This is a genomic window from Mesorhizobium sp. CNPSo 4684, from assembly GCF_057784315.1.
In genome coordinates, this window is sequence record NZ_JBWLUX010000027.1 from 1 (window position 1) to 17,603 (window position 17,603).

25 protein-coding genes are annotated in these 17,603 nt (G+C 63.2%); 11 read left to right on the forward strand and 14 right to left on the reverse strand.

All coding sequences use genetic code 11. The annotated features are described in order from the left end of the window. The coding region (locus AC04SG_RS23240; RefSeq protein WP_488552950.1) for a TCP-1/cpn60 chaperonin family protein at window positions 1-717 on the forward strand (717 nt) is incomplete at its 5' end. Between the two features lie 308 nt (window positions 718-1,025). On the opposite strand, the gene AC04SG_RS23245 is transcribed toward AC04SG_RS23240, so the two are convergent. Next, a complete protein-coding gene (locus AC04SG_RS23245) occupies window positions 1,026-1,637 on the reverse strand; it encodes a TetR/AcrR family transcriptional regulator (protein ID WP_477352045.1) in 612 nt (203 codons plus the stop codon). 99 nt (window positions 1,638-1,736) lie between these two features. On the opposite strand from AC04SG_RS23245, the gene AC04SG_RS23250 reads away from it, so the two are divergent. Genes AC04SG_RS23250 through AC04SG_RS23260 form a run of 3 tightly spaced genes read left to right on the forward strand, consistent with a single transcriptional unit; the run spans window position 1,737 to window position 3,398 of the window. Continuing rightward, on the forward strand, window positions 1,737-2,744 hold the full coding sequence (locus tag AC04SG_RS23250; protein ID WP_488552951.1) for a zinc-dependent alcohol dehydrogenase family protein: 1,008 nt from the start codon (window positions 1,737-1,739) through the stop codon (window positions 2,742-2,744). Window positions 2,745-2,792: 48 nt separating this feature from the next. Continuing rightward, window positions 2,793-3,218, forward strand: a complete 426-nt coding sequence (locus AC04SG_RS23255) for an OsmC family peroxiredoxin (protein WP_488552952.1) — start codon at window positions 2,793-2,795, stop codon at window positions 3,216-3,218. Between the two features lie 6 nt (window positions 3,219-3,224). After that, entirely contained in the window at window positions 3,225-3,398 is a 174-nt protein-coding gene (locus AC04SG_RS23260) for a nuclear transport factor 2 family protein (protein ID WP_488553032.1), read from the forward strand. Between the two features lie 81 nt (window positions 3,399-3,479). On the opposite strand, the gene AC04SG_RS23265 is transcribed toward AC04SG_RS23260, so the two are convergent. After that, on the reverse strand, window positions 3,480-3,995 hold the full coding sequence (locus AC04SG_RS23265; RefSeq protein ID WP_192252757.1) for an OsmC family protein: 516 nt from the start codon (window positions 3,993-3,995) through the stop codon (window positions 3,480-3,482). Window positions 3,996-4,048: 53 nt separating this feature from the next. Continuing rightward, on the reverse strand, window positions 4,049-4,474 hold the full coding sequence (locus AC04SG_RS23270) for a GFA family protein (RefSeq protein ID WP_488552953.1): 426 nt from the start codon (window positions 4,472-4,474) through the stop codon (window positions 4,049-4,051). Window positions 4,475-4,660: 186 nt separating this feature from the next. On the opposite strand from AC04SG_RS23270, the gene AC04SG_RS23275 reads away from it, so the two are divergent. Continuing rightward, entirely contained in the window at window positions 4,661-5,656 is a 996-nt protein-coding gene (locus AC04SG_RS23275) for an AraC family transcriptional regulator (RefSeq protein ID WP_488552954.1), read from the forward strand. Between the two features lie 24 nt (window positions 5,657-5,680). Here AC04SG_RS23275 and AC04SG_RS23280 read toward each other — a convergent pair whose 3' ends face one another. From AC04SG_RS23280 to AC04SG_RS23315, 8 genes are all read right to left on the reverse strand, one after another. Further along, window positions 5,681-6,292, reverse strand: a complete 612-nt coding sequence (locus AC04SG_RS23280) for a LysE family translocator (protein WP_488552955.1) — start codon at window positions 6,290-6,292, stop codon at window positions 5,681-5,683. A gap of 163 nt (window positions 6,293-6,455) precedes the next feature. Continuing rightward, window positions 6,456-6,878, reverse strand: coding sequence for a YkgJ family cysteine cluster protein (locus AC04SG_RS23285; protein WP_488552956.1), 423 nt, complete (start codon window positions 6,876-6,878; stop codon window positions 6,456-6,458). Between the two features lie 4 nt (window positions 6,879-6,882). After that, on the reverse strand, window positions 6,883-7,041 hold the full coding sequence (locus AC04SG_RS23290) for a hypothetical protein (RefSeq protein WP_488552957.1): 159 nt from the start codon (window positions 7,039-7,041) through the stop codon (window positions 6,883-6,885). 1 nt (window position 7,042) lies between these two features. Then, window positions 7,043-7,450, reverse strand: a complete 408-nt coding sequence (locus tag AC04SG_RS23295) for a hypothetical protein (protein ID WP_192252739.1) — start codon at window positions 7,448-7,450, stop codon at window positions 7,043-7,045. Next, a complete protein-coding gene (locus tag AC04SG_RS23300) occupies window positions 7,450-7,674 on the reverse strand; it encodes a hypothetical protein (protein ID WP_488552958.1) in 225 nt (74 codons plus the stop codon). The genes AC04SG_RS23295 and AC04SG_RS23300 overlap by 1 nt, the downstream gene beginning before the upstream one ends. A gap of 289 nt (window positions 7,675-7,963) precedes the next feature. Then, the gene (locus AC04SG_RS23305; RefSeq protein ID WP_023671502.1) at window positions 7,964-8,173 is read right to left on the reverse strand and encodes a cold-shock protein; all 210 of its coding nucleotides are present in this window, start codon (window positions 8,171-8,173) and stop codon (window positions 7,964-7,966) included. A gap of 479 nt (window positions 8,174-8,652) precedes the next feature. Continuing rightward, window positions 8,653-8,964 carry a YciI family protein gene (locus AC04SG_RS23310; RefSeq protein WP_488552959.1) on the reverse strand — a complete coding sequence of 104 codons (312 nt, stop codon included), beginning with the start codon at window positions 8,962-8,964 and terminating at the stop codon, window positions 8,653-8,655. 53 nt (window positions 8,965-9,017) lie between these two features. Then, complete coding sequence (locus tag AC04SG_RS23315; protein ID WP_488552960.1) at window positions 9,018-9,671, reverse strand: glutathione S-transferase family protein; 654 nt, start codon at window positions 9,669-9,671, stop codon at window positions 9,018-9,020. A gap of 164 nt (window positions 9,672-9,835) precedes the next feature. Here AC04SG_RS23315 and AC04SG_RS23320 point away from each other — a divergent pair, with 164 nt between their 5' ends. Beyond that, window positions 9,836-10,015 (forward strand): CsbD family protein, encoded by a 180-nt coding sequence (locus AC04SG_RS23320; protein ID WP_142867047.1) that lies wholly within the window; start codon window positions 9,836-9,838, stop codon window positions 10,013-10,015. 58 nt (window positions 10,016-10,073) lie between these two features. Here the strand turns inward: AC04SG_RS23320 and AC04SG_RS23325 are convergent, their stop codons facing one another. Further along, on the reverse strand, window positions 10,074-11,192 hold the full coding sequence (locus AC04SG_RS23325; RefSeq protein ID WP_488552961.1) for a metallophosphoesterase: 1,119 nt from the start codon (window positions 11,190-11,192) through the stop codon (window positions 10,074-10,076). Window positions 11,193-11,316: 124 nt separating this feature from the next. On the opposite strand from AC04SG_RS23325, the gene AC04SG_RS23330 reads away from it, so the two are divergent. Next, on the forward strand, window positions 11,317-11,910 hold the full coding sequence (locus AC04SG_RS23330) for a hypothetical protein (protein WP_488552962.1): 594 nt from the start codon (window positions 11,317-11,319) through the stop codon (window positions 11,908-11,910). A gap of 18 nt (window positions 11,911-11,928) precedes the next feature. On the opposite strand, the gene AC04SG_RS23335 is transcribed toward AC04SG_RS23330, so the two are convergent. Beyond that, window positions 11,929-12,615, reverse strand: coding sequence for an LmrA/YxaF family transcription factor (locus AC04SG_RS23335; RefSeq protein WP_488552963.1), 687 nt, complete (start codon window positions 12,613-12,615; stop codon window positions 11,929-11,931). 83 nt (window positions 12,616-12,698) lie between these two features. Between AC04SG_RS23335 and AC04SG_RS23340 the strand changes: the two genes are divergently transcribed. Further along, window positions 12,699-13,472, forward strand: a complete 774-nt coding sequence (locus AC04SG_RS23340; RefSeq protein WP_488552964.1) for an NIPSNAP family protein — start codon at window positions 12,699-12,701, stop codon at window positions 13,470-13,472. Window positions 13,473-13,598: 126 nt separating this feature from the next. Continuing rightward, window positions 13,599-14,360: an SDR family NAD(P)-dependent oxidoreductase gene (locus AC04SG_RS23345; RefSeq protein WP_488552965.1), complete on the forward strand. Its 762-nt coding sequence runs from the start codon at window positions 13,599-13,601 to the stop codon at window positions 14,358-14,360. Between the two features lie 3 nt (window positions 14,361-14,363). Here the strand turns inward: AC04SG_RS23345 and AC04SG_RS23350 are convergent, their stop codons facing one another. Then, a complete protein-coding gene (locus AC04SG_RS23350) occupies window positions 14,364-15,326 on the reverse strand; it encodes a LysR family transcriptional regulator (RefSeq protein ID WP_488552966.1) in 963 nt (320 codons plus the stop codon). Window positions 15,327-15,438: 112 nt separating this feature from the next. On the opposite strand from AC04SG_RS23350, the gene AC04SG_RS23355 reads away from it, so the two are divergent. Both AC04SG_RS23355 and fumC read left to right on the forward strand, forming a co-directional pair. After that, entirely contained in the window at window positions 15,439-15,912 is a 474-nt protein-coding gene (locus tag AC04SG_RS23355) for a cupin domain-containing protein (RefSeq protein ID WP_488552967.1), read from the forward strand. Window positions 15,913-16,174: 262 nt separating this feature from the next. Next, a complete protein-coding gene (gene fumC / locus AC04SG_RS23360; RefSeq protein ID WP_488552968.1) occupies window positions 16,175-17,572 on the forward strand; it encodes a class II fumarate hydratase in 1,398 nt (465 codons plus the stop codon). Window positions 17,573-17,603 lie beyond the last annotated feature (31 nt).

The window sequence follows — 17,603 nt, forward strand, 5'->3', positions numbered from 1 at the left end:
CTCAACATGCTCGGCCGCGCCAAGAAGGTGTCGATCTCCAAGGAGAACACCACCATCGTCGACGGCGCCGGCAAGAAGGCCGAGATCCAGGGCCGCGTTGCCCAGATCAAGCAGCAGATCGAAGAGACCACGTCGGACTACGACAAGGAAAAGCTGCAGGAACGTCTCGCCAAGCTGGCGGGCGGCGTTGCGGTGATCCGCGTCGGCGGCGCGACGGAAGTCGAAGTCAAGGAAAAGAAGGACCGCGTCGATGACGCCCTCAACGCGACCCGCGCGGCCGTGGAAGAAGGCATCGTTGCTGGTGGTGGCGTCGCCCTGCTGCGCGCTTCGGCCAACATCAAGGCTGCCGGCGTCAATGCCGACCAGGCTGCCGGCATCAACATCGTTCGTCGTGCTCTGCAGGCTCCGGCCCGCCAGATCGCCTCGAACGCCGGTGCGGAAGCTTCGATCGTTGCCGGCAAGATCCTCGACAACAAGGGCGCGACCTACGGCTACAACGCCCAGACCGGCGAGTATGGCGACATGATCGCCATGGGCATCGTCGACCCGGTCAAGGTCGTTCGCACGGCTCTCCAGGACGCGGCTTCGGTCGCCGGCCTGCTCGTCACCACCGAAGCCATGATCGCGGAGGCTCCGAAGAAGGAGTCGGCTGGCGGCGGCATGCCTGGCGGCATGGGCGGCGGCGGCATGGGCGGCATGGGCGGCATGGACTTCTAAGAAGTCCATAAAGCACGCCCATGAGCTAAAATTGCTCAAGCCCGCAAGCGGGCTTGAGTGGCGGCATGGACTTCTAAGAAGTCCATAAAGCACGCCCATGAGCTAAAATTGCTCAAGCCCGCAAGCGGGCTTGAGTGGCAGCATGGACTTCTAAGAAGTCCATAAAGCACGCCCATGAGCTAAAGTTGCTAAAGCCCGCAAGCGGGCTTGAGTGGCGGCATGGATTTCTAATCCAAACCCTATCAGCCTTCAGATACGGAAAGGGCGCCGAAAGGCGCCCTTTCTGCGTTTAGGTTGGCTAGCGAGGTTCAGACGGCGGCATCCGCACGTCGCTGCGTCTCTCCTCCAGTCAGCACAGCGCCTTTGACGAGAGCCGCGACCTCGTCGGCGACGACAGCCAGCGCCGAGCGGTCGCGGGTGGCCCGCGCGATCACCATCAGCCCTTCCAGCGAGGATTCGACCAGCAGCGCCAGGGCATGCGCGCGGCGCTCGGTCACCCCTGCTCTGACAAAGGCCTGTTGCAGAAGACCTATCCATTGCTCGAAAGCCGATCGGCAAAGTTCCGCCAGTTCCGGCACGTCGGTCGGCGAATCCAGCACCACAGGCGCGATCGGACAGCCCAGTGAAAACTCGTTTTCCTCCAGCATGCGTCCTACCGACTGATAGATGTGGTGGACGGCCACCGCCGGGTCGCTCTCGGCGGCAAGCGCCTCGCCCAGCCTCTTCGTCACGTCGGCGACGCTGTCGCGTGTCACCTCGATGACCAACTGGTCCTTGCCGCCAGGAAAATGGAAGTAGAGCGAGCCGCGCGGTGCAGCACTGGCGCTCAAGATATCGTTGAGCGAAGTGCCGTGATAGCCGCGCTGCCTGAGCAGCAGCGCCGTCGTCTCGAGTATGCGGGTGCGAGTGTCGTTTGCCATGTCAGCCTCTGTCAGGAGCGGCCATTATAGGCCTTGCGCAAAATATGACAACCGGTCTACATAATATGTAGATCAGTCTACATATTTCTGGAGAGCGACATGCGCAGCTACCGTCTCGAAGGATCCGGCGGGGCCGATTCCTTGGCGATGCGGGACGAGGCTCCGCCAGAACCGAAACCGCATGAGATTGTGATCCGCGTTCGTGCCACCTCGCTCAACCGCCGCGACACGATGATCCTGGGCGGAACCTATCCGCTGACGCCGCGCCCGGGAGTCGTGCCGCTCAGCGACGGCGCCGGTGAGGTCGTCGCTATTGGCGATCAGGTCACTCGCTTTGCCATCGGCGACCGTGTCACCGGCAGTTATTTCGCCCGCTGGATCGACGGCCGCATCAATGCTGGGCTGATCGACCAGCTCGGCTGCACGCTGGACGGCATGCTGGCGGAATATGCCGTGCTCGATGAGCAATGGGCGGTCAGGTTGCCCGACCATCTAAGCTGGCATGAGGGGGCGACGCTGACCTGCGCCGGCGTGACAGCCTGGAATGCAGTGACGGGTCCCGGAATTCTCAAACCAGGTCAATGGGTTCTGGTCATCGGTTCGGGTGGCGTCGCGCTGTTTGCGCTGCAGTTCGCCAAGCTCGCCGGTTGCCGCGTCGTGGCTGTCACATCGCGCGCCGAGAAGGCCGACAGGCTGCGAGCGCTGGGTGCCGACCTGGTCTCCAGCACCGACACGGCGGAATGGGGCGGCTGGGTGCGCGAACAGACAGGCGGCATCGACCTGGTCGTTGAAACCGGCGGCCCGGCCACCTTCGCGCAGTCGCTGATTGCCAGCACGCTTTATGGGCACATCGTGCAGCTGACGCTGCAGGACGCCAAAGGCAGATCGATCGAGATGCCGGCAGCGCTTTATCAGCGCAGCCTCGTCACCATCAGCCGCCTGTTCGTCGGCAGCCGGACGAACCTCGAAGCAATGCTGCGCGCCGTCTCGCAGCATCGCCTGAAGCCCGTCATCGACAAGGTCTTCCCGTTCCCCGAAGCCGGCGATGCTTACCGCTACTTCCAGCAGGGCGACGTGTTCGGGAAGGTCGTCATCGACGGCGCCTGACCCGTTTGCCCGCTCATCATTTTCAACCTCGATCCCAGGAGAACGACCATGACAATCCGTGAAGCCCTGGCAGAGTGGCAAGGGACGCTGAAGGAAGGCGGCGGCCGGCTGCGGCTGGGCAGCGGCGTCTTCGAAGGCGCTTATTCCTTTCCGTCGCGCTTTGAAAACGGTCCAGGCACCAACCCGGAAGAATTGATCGCGGCAGCCCATGCCGGCTGCTTCTCAATGACGCTGACCTTCATCCTCGGCCAGGACGGCCATGTTGCCCGGAGCATCCGTACCATCACCGGCATTCATCCGGACGACCAGTCCAGGCAGACAGCCGAAATCATGCAGCGCTTCAACGATGTGTTCCAGTTGCACGATCCCTCGGCGCTCGGCGAACTGGTCGCCGAGGACTGCGTCATCGAAAACACGGTGCCGGCGCCGGACGGCGCCCGGCATGCCGGCAAAGAGGCATGCGTCGCCCTATGATCGGCAATCGCCACCCAGCCCGGCACGCGCTTCGACCTCGAGGAAACGTTTGTCTCCGGTGAACGGGCAACGATCCGCTGGCGCTATTTCATGGCCGACGGCAACTCCATCCGCGGCGTCAACCTGATGCGCGTCGCAGATGGGCAGATCGTCGAGGCGATGGGCTATGTGAAGGGGTAGCGCCGCGCCCGATGCGGGATCGCATGCGGATCAACGCCGGAATCTCGCCCGGCGGGGCAGAGATTCCGGGCTGCTATTTCGTCACTGCCCGACCTTTTGCAGCTTCACCGTGGTCTTGGGGCTGTTCTGGATGGTCTGGAAGATCACGCAGTAGCGGTCGGTGAGTTCAAGCAGCTGGTCAAGCTGGTTCTGCGAAGCCTCGGTGTCGATATCGAACCGCAGGCGTATCTCCTTGAAGCCGACCGGCACGCCTTCGGTGACACCCAGCGTACCGCGAAGATCGACGTCGCCTTCCGCGGAGACCTCAGCCGACCTGATCGGAATGTCGAGCACGGCCGCGGCCGCCCGCATCGAGACGCCGGCGCAGGCGATCAGCGCCTCCAGCAGCATGTCGCCGGAGCAGAGTTCCTGGCCGCTGCCACCGGCCATCGGATGGATGCCGGCAAGTGCCAGCCCACGCCCGGTCTCGACCTTGCAAGTCACGGTGGATGCGTCGGCGACGCCCTTGGCCTTCAAGGTGAGAAACGCAGCCTGCGCATCCCTGCGGTAGAGATCCTTGATCGGCTCCTGCGTGGCGCGAAATGTTGCGATTTCCATGGATTATCTCCTGTCTTGAATAGTCGTTGTCAAAATGGCGAACCGCGGTGGCCTTACTCCGGCACGGCGATGCCGGAGCCGCCGAGTTCCGCCGGAAAATCTCGCAGCTTGGGCAAACCGTCCTTCATCGGCAGCACGGTCTCGGCATAGTTGACGTGAAGCCCAGGCGTGAATTTCACGCCGGGAATCGTCGCCGCGTAGACGTCGACGAGGCCGAGCGGCGGATGGGCGGTCATCAGGTGGCCTCCGCATTTCGTGCAGAACTGGCGATCGCTCATTTCGGTTTTCTCGAAGCCGGACAGGAACTCCGCGCCCTTGGTAACCTTGACGTTCTCCGGCTTCCACAGCGTGAAGGCATTCACCGGAGATGCCGACCAGGATCGGCAGGAACTGCAGTGGCAATAGCCCATTGCCTCGGCGGTTCCGTGCACTTCGATCTCCACGACGCCGCAAAAACACCCGCCTCTATGTACCGTCATGACTTTTGTCCTTGGTTGGTTTCGACAGCGCTCAGCGCCTGCTTTCGGCAGCGCTTGAGCACCGGCGGAGGTTTAGGAGTTTCGCCTGTGAACTGAATGATGCGGCGTCCGCCTTGCTTGACAGCGCGTCCGGAACTGGAAAGGGATGTCCGGCCGGCTTGCCGGATGGGTGCGGGACGAAACGGAATGGCCGGGGATGCTCTGTCTGACCTGTTGAGGACGGTACGTCTTACCGGCGCGACCTTTTTCGACATTGAAGGCCACGAGCCGTGGGCCGTCTGCTCGCCGGCGCCATCATCGATCTTGCCGAAGATTCTGCCCGGCGCGGACCATCTGATCTCCTACCATGTGGTGACCGCCGGCCGCTGCTTCGCCCGCATCGTCGGCCAGGAAGCGATCGCGCTGGAGGCCGGCGAGGTCGTGGTCTTCACCCGGAGCGACCCGCACATCATGTCGAGCAATCCGGCGCTGCGTGCCGATCCGCCGACGGCCGACGTGCTCGACATCGCGACCGCCGGCCGGATGCCGTTTTACATCAATTGCGCCGGGGACGGCGCGATGTCGGCCAGGCTGGTCTGCGGCTACCTCGCCTGCGACGCGCAGCCGTTCAATCCCCTGCTCGAGGCATTGCCGCCGGTGATCAAGGCCGGAGACGCGAAAGGCGATGGCGGCTGGCTCGGCCAGTTCATCAAGCTGGCTGTCACGGAAGTGGCGGAAAAGCGCGCCGGCAGTGAAACGATGCTGACCAAGCTCAGCGAACTGATGTTCGTCGACGTGCTGCGCCGTTACGTGGAATCGCTGCCGCCGCAGCACACGGGCTGGCTGGCGGGCCTGCGCGATCCGCATCTGGCGAAGGCGCTGGCGCTGATCCACGACCGGCCGGCGCACAACTGGACGGTGGAGGCGCTGGCGAAGGACTGCGCGCTGTCGCGCACGGTTCTCGCCGAACGCTTCTCCAGGCTGGTCGGCATGCCGCCAATGCACTATCTCGCCAAATGGCGCATGCAGATCGCCTCGGAACTGCTCAGCGCCGGCAACAGCAACATGGCCAGCATCGCGGCCGAAATCGGCTATGAATCCGAGGCGGCGTTCAGCCGCGCCTTCAAGAAGATGATCGGTGTTCCACCCTCGGCCTGGCGCCTCGGCATCCGGACCCGGTCCGAAAACGACGAGGTGCTTTAGGCCGAGGGGCTGGCAGTTCCAGCTCTACCGATCGGCCAGCGCCAGCTTGGCGCCGAGCATGACGAAGGCGCCGGCGAAGGTGCGGCGCATCCAGGTCAGCACCATCGGCCGTGACACGACGTGGCTGCGGATCGAGGCCGCGAAGATGCCGTAAGCGACAAACACGACGAAGGTCAAAAGCATGAAGACGCTCGAGAGCTCGAGCATCTTCGAGAATGCGTTTGGTTCGGTGGTGCTGACGAATTGCGGCAGGAAGGCAAAGAAGAAGATCGACAGTTTCGGGTTGAGAATGTTGATCAGAATGCCGGAGGCGACGACCTTGGCGGCCGAGCGGGGCGCTGCGTTTTCGTCGACGCTCAAACCGCCCTTCTCCTTCAGCGTGTTCCAGGCCATGTAGAGGAGATAGGCAACCCCGAGATACTTTAGGGTCTCGAAGGCAACAGCGCTCGTGTGCAGCAGCGCCGCCAGGCCGGTGATGGCGGCGGCCATGTGCGGGATGATGCCGAGCGTGCAGCCGAATGCGGCAATGATCGAGGCGCGCACGCCGCGCGAAAGCCCGGCGCTCAGCGTGTAGAGAACGCCGGTGCCGGGCGAAGCCACGACGATCAGCGACGTCAACAGGAATTCGATGCTCATGGATCCTCCAACGCCCCGCCCGCATCGAAAGCTATCGGGTGATGTGAGGTGAGGCAAGCGAGCGTATTCTCCCCCCTCGAGGAGGAGATGGCCGCGAAGCGGCCAGAGGGGCTCGTCTCGCATAGAGCGCCGACGCCCTCTCGTCGCGAACGACGCCGGCGCTTCACGCGCGGCGACCCCCTCTGTCGCCTTCCCCCTCAAGGGGGAGATTAATAAGCGCCATCCCGTGTGCCTTGCGCGCCATCAGGCAATCGTCGCCGCCGGGCATGCAGGCGCGGCAGACGTCGGGGCGGACCTCGTAAATGCCGCAGGCCGTGTGCTTGCCGACCTCGCCGGTCAGCGCCGTACAGCGCACGCCCTCGCAACGCATGCCGGACAGGTTGGCCGCCACAAATTTTTCCGGGATTCGATCGAGCTGCGCATCCTCTTCCATCGAGAAGCGTGGCCATTCGGCGGAGTAGGAACAGCAGGCGCCGCAGCTCTGACAATCGAAGATTGCGGCCGCGTCCTCATCGCCAGACGAAAAGTCTGCGGCGCCAGTCAGGTCGGCGGGCGCGATGGCGGGATGACCGGCAGCTTGCGGCAAGGCGCTATTTCTTCTTGCCTGCCTTGCCCTTCGGCGCGTCCGCCGGCGACTTGAACAGGTCGGTCGCGGCCTCCGTGGCCTTCGGCGCGGCAGCGGGCTTGGCCGGCTTTGCAGCGGCAGCCGTCGCTGCCGGCTGGTCCTTGGCAGAGAATTTTATGGCCATGTCAGTCCTCGTCGGAAAAACGCGATGATGGTGCGCGCGGATTGCGCAAGCGGCCGATCAGCGCCGAGACCGCCGTGATGTTCATTTCCTCGGGCGACCAGTTCCTGGCCTCGGCGATGTGGTGTGCCGCCAGCTCGCGATGCGTGCTGCCGCTGTAGGCGGCATCCTGGTAGGTCACCCGCTCAAGGGTCTTTTTGTCCTCGCGGACATATTCGATCAGGTAGTTCGGGGCTTCGGCGCGGCCGCGCACGCCGACGCGCACCTGGGCATCGCCATGCGCGCGCTTGCAGCGCTCGAGTTTTTCCAGCACGCGGCGGACATATTCGACCGGCTTGTCCAGGCCTTCGACCATGGACGCAATGGTCGAATCGGCATCGATCGGTGTAGGCGGTACGCGCTTGGTGGCCATCAACGTTTACCTGCCCGCTTCGGCAGCGCCGCAAGGGCGGCGGCCGCTGCCATTTCGTCGGCTTCCTTTTCCTTGCGCAGTTCGCGCAAGCGTGCGGTCTTGGCTTCGCGTGCCTCGCTGATGGCATCACGCTCGGACAGGATGCGGTTGAGCGACATCGACTGGGTTTGCGTCTTGCTGAACAGCGAGCCGGCCTGGTCGGCGGTCTTCGATTGAGTGGTCAAAACTTTCTCCTGTCGGGAGCCTGATGCCGATAGAGCGAGACCGGTCGTCACGACCAAAGCAGTACGGCATCGGGGCAATACGGGCGGTTCAGATTGCTGGAGCGTCCCTTAGCACGTTCCGGCCGGCGTGCAGCGCACTTTTAGCGGCATGACACGCAAAATGAAAAAGGCCAGGCACCGCCTGACCTTCCATGGAAGCGCCGCGCATCCAGTTGGATGCGCAAGGCACTCCTTTCAGCCTTTCACCGGTGCCAGTACATCCGTGGTCACCGGAAGGCCGAATTTCGTATCAGGCCGCCTTCAACTGGTCGGCGGACATCTTGCCCGACTTGTTGTCGCGGGTCATCTCGTAGCCAAGCTTCTGACCCTCGACGATGTCACGCATGCCGGCGCGCTCTACGGCCGAGATGTGGACGAAAACGTCGGCGGAGCCGTCGTCAGGCTGAATAAAACCAAAACCTTTGGTGGCGTTGAACCATTTCACTGTGCCGGTGGCCATGAAGAACCCTTTCCCTGGCAAATATTCGTTCACCATTGTGCGACTGCACAACAGCGTTTGTCTCGATTTTTGATGGGGAAGTTCGTCAAAGGCGCGCATGCGTGCGCGGATAACAAAAGTCGGTCAAACAAATATCGACATGTGTCTTGTAGACTTCTTTTGGCACCGAGTCAATTTCTGGTTTTCCCGCGGCCAGAATTCAACCTGGGGATGCCGAGCCGTGACGCCTCAACTGGCGAGCCGGCACAGCCGAAGGCGGGCGTAAAAAAAAAAAATACACCGGGCGCGGAACCATTCCCAAGTCGGCGCATTTTTATGGTGTCAGCAGTACAGAGAGCAATCTCAGAATGCTGGCAACAGGACGCCTCCCGCACACTATACGTTGCGAGAGGCGTTCTTGTATGGGCCGGGGTTCAAGCTTTCTCCCGGGTAATTGACGCGCTTCCGTACGGAAAGCAACTCGCTTCAACAGTCCCAGGCTACAGGATCGCGCTGATCAGCGGCAGGATCTCGTAGTGGAAACCACGGCCCGAGCTCGACACCGGATCGCCGTCGGTCACCGCCCTCGCCTCGGCTTCGCTCCCAACACGCAGGATCAGCAGACCCCAAGGGCCGGCCGGGTCGGCGACCGGGCCGGCCAAAATCATGGTGCCCTCGCGCAGCTTGCCACGCAGATAGTCGGCGTGCCGGCCCATCAGTTCCCTCTCCTCCTCCGTCATGGTGAAGGCGAAGTCCGGCCGAGGCGGGATCAGCCGGCAGTGATGGCTCCTTGGTTTCGCTCGGTCCGTCATTGCTGGCCATCGGTCCCTCCCCAGGGGATGTCGTCAGTCGACCATCTGTCGACCTATTCGTCGGGGCCGGGTTCCGGCCACGTCTCCTTCGCCGCTTCCGCATACCAGTGCCGCATTGCCGGCGTTGCCAGCACCGCATCGACATAGGAGCGTGTGTCGGTCGCCAGTTCGCCACCATAGGTGTCGAATCGGGTAACGACCGGCGCGTACATGGCATCGGCCGCGGTGAAATGGCCGAACAGGAAGGGGCCGCCCTTGCCATATTGTTCCCGGCACTGGCGCCAGATCGTCTCGATACGTGCCCGCTGCAGTTCGCCTTCGGCGTCGAGCGGCTTGTGCCCCTTGGGCCGGCGCAGATTCATCGGCCAGCCATAGCGCACCTCGCGAAAGCCGGAATGCATCTCGGTCGCCACCGAACGGGCCAAGGCACGAGCGCCGATATCCTGCGGCCAGAGGTTTTTCTCCGGAAACAGATCGGCCAGATATTCAAGGATGGCAAGGGTTTCCCAGACGATCCTGCCATTGTGATTCAGGATCGGCACGAGGCCTGTCGGCGACACTTTCGCCAGATTGCCAAAGGTCTCGGGCGTGCGCAGGCGCACGAAGCCTTCCTCGAACGGTATCTCCAGATGCTTCATCGCCACCCATGGCCTCAGCGACCAGGATGAAAAGCATTTGTTGGCGATGATGAGCGTGAATTCGGCCAAGACGGTCTCCCCCAAAATTTTCGTCACACTAGCCGCTCATACGATGGCGGCAAGCATCCAGGCGACCAGATAGGCAACCAATGCGACGATGATTTGCTGTCCAGGGAACCTAAGCCACGCCTGCCCGTTTGCCCCCTGCAAATAAAATCCCAGGAGATGCAAAGATGGTGAACAAGGATCAGGTCGCCGGCGTGGCAAAGCAGATCAAGGGTTCGGTCAAGCAGGCTGCCGGCAAGGCGACCGGCAACAGGCAGACCCAGGCCGAAGGCACGGCCGACAAGATCGCTGGCAAGGTGCAGAAGGCCTACGGCGACGTGAAGGACAAGGTAAAGAAAGCACTCTGATCCGATCTTTGCAGCCAACGAAGAAGGCGGCCCTAGGCCGCCTTTTTCGTGCGCGCTGTCAGAAGGTCAGTTTCTTGCTGAAGGCGTTGTTGAACTTGACCTCGCCATGGTCACCGGTGGCCTCGCCCAGCACCACATCCATGGCCTCGCCGGTTACTTTCGCCAGCGCAAAGCCACCCATATAGGCGGCCTTCGGCTTGAACAGGTCGAGACCGTCGCTGTTGTAGATCATCGGCACTTCGTGCTGGTGGCCATGGAAGATGGCGATGACGTTGTAGCCTTTCAGCGCTGCAAGCAGCGCCTGCCGGTCGGCCTCGCTCCACCAGTGCGGCGCGCCTGAGCCGTCATCGTCATAGGTGCGCTTGGCCGGATCCCAGCGCTCGACCGAAAAAGTATCCCAGCCATAGTGCTGGAACAGGATGACGGGACGGCCGTCCGCGGCGTAGGTTGCCAGATCCTGCTTCAGCCATGGCAGGCTGCTCACCGCGCCGTGGCCGGTGTCGCCGGCAAATCGATGCGTCTGGACCAGATGCAGGCCGCCCCAATCCCAGGAATAGCAGTCGGTGTCGACATCGTATTCGGTGGCCGGCACTGGCGGTTTGAAGAACACGCCCGGGCGGTGGTTGACCTCGACATAGTCGCGCAATTCACGCCGGTACCAGTCGACATGCGGCGGCGAGCCGTTCTGGTCGAGATCGTGGTTGCCCAGCCCGACATAGACTGGCATGTGCACACGGTCCGGGCCGATGCCCTGGCTGTAGCGCTGGCTGAACTGCAAGAGCTGCGTGCCTTCGCTGGGTTCTGTGATCTGGCCGCCGCCATCGTCGGTGATGTCGCCGCCGACGACGAGGCCGAGTGGCGCGCCGATGCGGCTGCCGGCCGAACGCAGGCCGGTCGCAACACCATCGATCTCGGCCGGCCATTGCCGGTCGGCCAAGCCATTGAGGGCCGCGACATTGCGCAACAGCGCGGCATCGGTCTTGCCTTCCTGCAGGCAATTGGGGCTCAGGCCGCTCGCCATGCGACAGGCATGGACATCGGCGATGAACAAGAAGGTGGCGTCGATCGGCTGGATACGCTTTCCGGTCTGGCCGAGAGCGGCGCGCGGCATCATGCCAGCCATGGCAACGCCGGCTGCCTGTGCGAGGAATTTGCGCCGGGTCGAGATGCGATTCATGGTGTGAGTTTCAGCACAACCGGCGCCCCGCCGTCCAGTTGCCACGCATGGCAGGTCGACACCGCACCGTGGCGCTGGCATTTTTTCCGCGCCGGTGCACATTGCGCGGGCAGAGGAGGACTTCATGAAAGGTGCTTCGATAGGCATGGTGCTGGCCGGGTTGCTGCCGGCGGGTGCGGTGCATGCCGCCGATTGCGTCGACGCAAAATCGGCCAAGGCCGGTTTCGTTCTGGAAATGCCCGGCATCCGTAGCGAGTTCCGGCCGGTGGCTGGCGGCATGGTCTCCGTCGCCAACACTTACGAATCGCAATCGCCGCAGACACAGTTCCTGTTCGGCGGCCTGGTCGAAGTGTTTCGCGACAGCGACACCGGCCGGGTGGCCATGATCCCGTTTTCCGATCTGCGAAAACTGTTTCCGCTGAAGACGGGGGCAAAGAGCACGATTGAATTCGTTGAGCTGTCGCCGAACAAGCAGCCGAAGAGCACCAAGACGCTGAGCCTGGTCGTCAAGGGCAAGGAGACGTTCAGCGTCGGCGGTTGCAAATACAACGTACTGGCGGTCAAGGAGACCTTCAAGAACGGCTCTGGCGAGACGCTGGACACATTCACCGCGCTCTATGCCCCCGATCTGCAAGCGGCACTCGCGCGGCGCTACGATGAAGGCACCAGCGCGGAATCGGTGAACGGTTACACGACGATCAAACCGCTTGCCAACTAGAACAGCGCTGGTCTGGCCTCAAGGTTTTCCCGGCCGTAGCAGAATCCTGCGACGCCGCTTCGCTCTGCTCGGGAATGGCGGCGTTGGGCTGCCCTCAAGTTCGGCCAGGCAATCGCGCAATACGGCAGCATCCTGCGCCGTCTTGGCCATCGACATGGCGCCGGAATAGGCGGCGACGGCGAGGGCCGCAAAGCGGTCGGGATCGGTGCCTTGCTCCCTTCCCGCCTGCTGATCGGCCCTGATCTTGTCGGCGATCGCCTGACGCCATTCGGCGAAGATTCGTGCAAGGGCGGCACGGAAATCCGAATCGGCGAGCGACAATTCATGCGCCAGATTGTTGAGCGGACAGCCGCGAACGAAGCCCTGCTGCTCCAATTCAGCCGCCACCGCCTCGAAGACTGCGCGCACGCCTTCGCGCGCCGTATCAGCCGCCCTTACCGGACCGATCCAGGTCTCCTCCAGGGCGGCAGCCACCCGCTCCTCGATCACCGCCAAGGCGAGCGCCTTCTTGGTGGGGAAATGGTGATGCAGCGCGCCGCCGGTGACACCGGCGGTAGCCATCAGGTCAGCGAAGCTGGATGCATTGTAGCCGCGCGCCTGGAACGACGCTTCGGCGACATCGAGCACCTTGTTGCGCAGGCCTTCGGGATCGTTGGTGCGTTTTCGCGGCGGCCCTTTTGGGACCTGAGCAATCTCTGCTGACATTTGCGAACGATAGCAGATTGACAAAACAGGACAACCGGTCTGTTTTATAAACCGGATGATCATCCTGTTTTGGAGACGACACAATGACCGGGCCCCTGAATGTGCCTGCAACGGCCAGTCTGCTCGCCTCACCGGTCGTCGAGTTGCGGCAATACACGCTAAAACCCGGCCGGCGCGAGACTCTGATCGAGATCTTCGACAGCCAGTTCATCGAAGGCCAGGAAGATGCCGGCATGACCATCATCGGCCAGTTCCGCGACCTCGACCGGCCCGACATGTTCGTCTGGCTGCGCGGTTTTGGCGACATGGAAGCGCGGAAGGAGGCGCTCACCGCCTTCTATGACGGGCCGGTATGGGCGGCGCACCGTGACGCCGCCAATGCGACGATGATCGATTCCGACGATGTGCTGCTCTTGAAGCCGGCCTGGCCAGGCGCCGGTTTCGACCTGTCGGGCGCGCAGCGAGGCGCTTTGCCGGAGCATGGAAAGTCGAGCGCAGACAATTGCTTGACCGGTATTGTTGTCATCCGGATTCATCATCTGCGGCCTGGCGCCAAGGCCGATTTCGCCGGCAATTTCGAAACGGATACCGTTCCGATCCTTGCCGCCGCCGGCGGGCGGTTGCTCGGCGCCTTCATCACAGAACATGCCGAAAACAGCTTTCCCCGCTTGCCGGTGCGCCTGGGCGAAAACGTCTTCATCGCCGTCACGGGTTTCGACAGTGTCGAAGCGCATGGTCGCCATGACGCAGCGCTTGCCGCCTCGCCATGGTGGCAGTCGTTTCAGCAAGCGGCCGATACGACCAGGCCGACTGAAACTTTGCGCCTGTCGCCGACGTCGCGATCGCTGTTGCGGTAACTGGATCGGGACGGGACCTACCGAAGTTCATACTGAGCGATAGGCCGGCGGCTTGACCGCAATCGCCGATCGGCATTGCTTTCCTGACCTGGAACAGCGAGAGCATCCGATGCGACTTGGCCTTCAATGAGACTTTCTGGCAAACGGGCACTGGTCACCGGCGGTTCGGATGGCATCGGCTTGGCCATATCGGAAGCCTTTTTGCGTGAAGGCGCCGAAGTATTGATCGTTGGCCGCGACACCAAAAAGCTCGAAGCCGCACGCCAGAAACTGACGGCCGCAGGCAGCGTGGAGACCCAGTCGGCCGATCTTTCAACCTCTTCCGGCATCGATGCCGTGGTCGAGCGGGCGAAAGCAGCCGGCCCGCTCGACATCCTCGTCAACAATGCCGGAGTCGCCTATCTGGTGCCGTTCGAGACCGTCACCGCGGACCAGTTCCAGCAATCCTTCGCCCTCAATGTGGCGGCGGCGTTCTTCCTTACCCAGCAGCTTTTGCCGCATCTCGGCACCGGCGCCTCGGTGATCAACATCTCGTCCTACTTCGCCAACAAGATGATCCCGAAACGACCGTCGAGCCTCTATTCGCTATCGAAAGGCGCGCTGAACTCGCTGACCAAATCGCTCGCCTTCGAGCTCGGCCCGCGCGGCGTTCGCGTCAACGCGATCGCGCCCGGCACCGTCGACACCGCCATGCGGCGGAAGTCGATCGTCAACCTGCCGGCCGAGGCGCAAGCCGAGCTCAAGGCCTATGTCGAGCGAAGCTATCCACTCGGTCGCATCGGCAGTCCCTCGGATATTGCCGGCATGGCGATCCATCTCGCCAGCGATGAAGCGGCCTGGACCAGCGGCGGCATATTTGCGGTCGATGGCGGCTATACGGCCGGTTGACGCCTACGCCTTGGAAACAGCGCCATCCCAGTCCTTGAACCCGAGCCTTCCCACTTCGTCGAGGATCTGCTCGCGGATCCAGCGATGCGGCTGCTCGTCGTCGCGGCGGGCGTGCCAATACATCCTGACCGCGGGCGAAGGAATCGAGATCGGCGCTTGATAAATGCCGATCGGCAAGGATTTTGCGGCCGCCGCCGCGAACTGTGTCGGGACGACGGCCAGGCAGGGTCCGCCCGCCACCGCCAGCGCGACGGCCTGGAAATGCGGCAAGGCGAGCGTGACCCGGCGCGTCCGGCCCATCCGGCCCAGCGCGTCGTCGGTGAAGCCCGCCATCGAGCCGTCGATGGAGCGCAGCGCGTGCGGCAGCGCGCAGAAGAGTTCGAGCGGCACCTGCCCGCCCTCGGCCACGCCAGCCTGCCTGAGCGCCGCATTGTCCTTCGCCGCGATGACAGCGAAGGGCGAGGCGAACAATGGGACGCTCGACACCCAGTCCGCGACCTCCAGCGGACGCTCCAGCGCCACGTCGATCTGATCCTCCTGCAGCAGCCTCGAGACATCGCCGATGGCGCTGTCGAGGAAGCGAAAGGATACGCGCGGCGCCACCACAGCGATGCGCGCGGCAAAGGGCGGCATCAGGAGCATGGAAAAGAAATCGGCGCCCATGAAGGTGAAGGTTCGTTCCAGCCTGGCCGGATCGAAATCGGTCGCCGGCTGGAAGGCGCGCTCGATCTCGCGCAGCGCCGCGCGAACCGGCTCGGCCAGGCTTTCGGCGCGCGGCGTCGGCACCATGTCGTTGCCGCGCCGCACGAAGAGCTGGTCGTTGAGCGCGTGGCGCAGGCGGTTGAGCGCGGCACTCACAGCCGGCTGGCTGAGGCCGATCTGCTCGCCGGCGCGCGTCGCGCTTTTCTCGCGCAGAAGCGCATCGAGCACCCTCACCAGATTGAGATCGAGCGCATTCAAATTCATCGCATCAATCCGCCCCATACGATCATTCGATTTCCATCGCCCGTCCGTCCTTGATTAGGTCGCCGTCAAAGCCGCTCCGTCGGAGCCCAACGAAGGGAGAGGAATTACGACAATGATCAACAGCGCCTTCGCAGGCAAGCAACTCCTTTGGTTCAACAATACGCTCATCGCCATCCAGGTCTCGTCGGCCAACGGCGAGGACGGCATCTGCGTCATCGAGCATCGTGTGCCCTATGGCGACTCCCCGCCGCTGCATGTGCATCGCAATGAGGACGAGGTGTTCCACATCCTGGAAGGCCGCCTGCGCTTTCAGATCGACGGCCGCGAGCGTATCGTCGGCGCCGGCGAGACGGTGCTCGCGCCGAAAGGCCTGCCTCATACCTATATAGTCGAGTCTCCCGAAGGCGCGCACACGCTCACCGTCACGCGCGGTTCGGATTTCGAGACGATGGTACGCAGGGCAAGCCGCCCGGCCGAACGGCCGGACCTGCCGCCGATGGCGGCGCCGACGCCTGAGATGATCGCGGCGCTGACGAGGCTTTGCGCTGAAAACGGCATCGATATTCTCGGACCGCCGATGGGGTGACAGCTTATCTCCCCCCTCGAGGGGGAGATGGCCGGTAGGCCAGAGGGGTCGGTGCGCGGAGCGCTAGCCTCCTCTGTCGATGATAGAAGGTCGCATCAGGACGTACCGACCCCCTCTGTCGCCTTCGGCGACATCTCCCCCTCGAGGGGGGAGATTAGCTGCGCCCTTCAACCGATTCGCATCGTCGCCCTTCGCAATCTTCGCTTGAAGGGATTTGTGCAACGCGATACGCCGTTGCCGAATTCGATCGTCGGAGAGACAAGTGACCGCTGCCAAGACCAGAACCGAAACCGACACGTTCGGCCCCATCGAGGTCGCCGCCGACCGCTATTGGGGCGCGCAGGCGCAGCGTTCCCTCGGCAATTTCAAGATCGGCTGGGAAAAGCAGCCGGCCTCGATCGTGCGCGCGCTCGGCATCGTCAAGCGGGCGGCGGCGGAAGCCAATATGGAGTTGAAGCGGCTCGATCCGGCCATCGGCAAGGCGATCATAGTGGCGGCGCAAGAGGTCATCGACGGCAAGCTCAACGACCATTTCCCGCTGGTGGTGTGGCAGACCGGCTCGGGCACGCAGTCCAACATGAACGCCAACGAGGTGATCTCCAACCGGGCGATCGAATTGTTGGGCGGCGTCATGGGCTCGAAGAAGCCGGTGCACCCCAACGACCACGTCAATATGAGCCAGTCGTCGAACGACACCTATCCGACGGCCATGCACATCGCCTGCGCCGAGCGCATCGTGCATGACCTGTTGCCGGCGCTGAAGCATCTGCATGCCGCGCTCGAGGCCAAGACCAAGGCCTTCGCCCACATCATCAAGATCGGCCGCACCCACACGCAGGACGCCACCCCCCTCACGCTTGGCCAGGAATTTTCGGGCTATGCCGCGCAGGTCGCCTCCTCGATCAAGCGCATCGAGATGACGCTGCCCGGCCTGCAGGAACTGGCGCAGGGCGGCACCGCGGTCGGCACCGGCCTTAACGCACCGGTGGGTTTTGCTGAAAAGGTGGCAGACCGCATCGCCGCCATCACCGGCATCGCCTTCGTCACCGCGCCGAACAAGTTCGAGGCACTCGCCGCGCACGATTCCATGGTGTTCTCGCATGGCGCCATCAACGCCGCCGCCGCGGCGCTCTTCAAGATCGCCAACGACATCCGCTTCCTCGGTTCTGGCCCGCGCTCGGGCCTTGGCGAACTGTCTCTGCCAGAAAACGAGCCGGGCTCCTCGATCATGCCGGGCAAGGTCAACCCGACGCAGTGTGAGGCGATGACGCAGGTCTGCGTGCAGGTGTTCGGCAACAATGCCTCGCTGACCTTCGCCGGCAGCCAGGGTCATTTCGAGCTCAATGTCTACAACCCGCTGATGACCTACAACTTCCTGCAGTCGGTGCAGCTGCTCTCCGATGCCTCGATTTCCTTCACCGACAATTGCGTCGTCGGCATTGAAGCGCGCGAAGACAACATCAAGGCGGCACTCGACCGCTCGTTGATGCTGGTAACCGCACTCGCCCCGACCATCGGCTACGACAATGCCGCCAAGATCGCCAAGACCGCGCACAAGAAAGGCACGACCTTGCGTGAGGAAGCGCTGGCCACCGGGCTGGTCAGCGCCGCCGACTATGACCGGCTGGTGCGGCCCGAGGACATGACGCATCCGGGATAAGCAGTTCCAGTCGCGTCGCGATTCCCTGGGA

Bases quoted from the DNA above. Each gene is read 5' to 3' on its own strand.
- AC04SG_RS23245 (WP_477352045.1), bottom strand. From the start codon at position 1,637: ATGGCAAACGACACTCGCACCCGCATACTCGAGACGACGGCGCTGCTG.
- AC04SG_RS23250 (WP_488552951.1), top strand. From the start codon at position 1,737: ATGCGCAGCTACCGTCTCGAAGGATCCGGCGGGGCCGATTCCTTGGCG.
- AC04SG_RS23255 (WP_488552952.1), top strand. From the start codon at position 2,793: ATGACAATCCGTGAAGCCCTGGCAGAGTGGCAAGGGACGCTGAAGGAA.
- AC04SG_RS23265 (WP_192252757.1), bottom strand. From the start codon at position 3,995: ATGGAAATCGCAACATTTCGCGCCACGCAGGAGCCGATCAAGGATCTC.
- AC04SG_RS23270 (WP_488552953.1), bottom strand. From the start codon at position 4,474: ATGACGGTACATAGAGGCGGGTGTTTTTGCGGCGTCGTGGAGATCGAA.
- AC04SG_RS23275 (WP_488552954.1), top strand. From the start codon at position 4,661: ATGGCCGGGGATGCTCTGTCTGACCTGTTGAGGACGGTACGTCTTACC.
- AC04SG_RS23280 (WP_488552955.1), bottom strand. From the start codon at position 6,292: ATGAGCATCGAATTCCTGTTGACGTCGCTGATCGTCGTGGCTTCGCCC.
- AC04SG_RS23290 (WP_488552957.1), bottom strand. From the start codon at position 7,041: ATGGCCATAAAATTCTCTGCCAAGGACCAGCCGGCAGCGACGGCTGCC.
- AC04SG_RS23295 (WP_192252739.1), bottom strand. From the start codon at position 7,450: ATGGCCACCAAGCGCGTACCGCCTACACCGATCGATGCCGATTCGACC.
- AC04SG_RS23305 (WP_023671502.1), bottom strand. From the start codon at position 8,173: ATGGCCACCGGCACAGTGAAATGGTTCAACGCCACCAAAGGTTTTGGT.
- AC04SG_RS23310 (WP_488552959.1), bottom strand. From the start codon at position 8,964: ATGACGGACCGAGCGAAACCAAGGAGCCATCACTGCCGGCTGATCCCG.
- AC04SG_RS23320 (WP_142867047.1), top strand. From the start codon at position 9,836: ATGGTGAACAAGGATCAGGTCGCCGGCGTGGCAAAGCAGATCAAGGGT.
- AC04SG_RS23325 (WP_488552961.1), bottom strand. From the start codon at position 11,192: ATGAATCGCATCTCGACCCGGCGCAAATTCCTCGCACAGGCAGCCGGC.
- AC04SG_RS23330 (WP_488552962.1), top strand. From the start codon at position 11,317: ATGAAAGGTGCTTCGATAGGCATGGTGCTGGCCGGGTTGCTGCCGGCG.
- AC04SG_RS23335 (WP_488552963.1), bottom strand. From the start codon at position 12,615: ATGTCAGCAGAGATTGCTCAGGTCCCAAAAGGGCCGCCGCGAAAACGC.
- AC04SG_RS23340 (WP_488552964.1), top strand. From the start codon at position 12,699: ATGACCGGGCCCCTGAATGTGCCTGCAACGGCCAGTCTGCTCGCCTCA.
- AC04SG_RS23345 (WP_488552965.1), top strand. From the start codon at position 13,599: ATGAGACTTTCTGGCAAACGGGCACTGGTCACCGGCGGTTCGGATGGC.
- AC04SG_RS23350 (WP_488552966.1), bottom strand. From the start codon at position 15,326: ATGAATTTGAATGCGCTCGATCTCAATCTGGTGAGGGTGCTCGATGCG.
- AC04SG_RS23355 (WP_488552967.1), top strand. From the start codon at position 15,439: ATGATCAACAGCGCCTTCGCAGGCAAGCAACTCCTTTGGTTCAACAAT.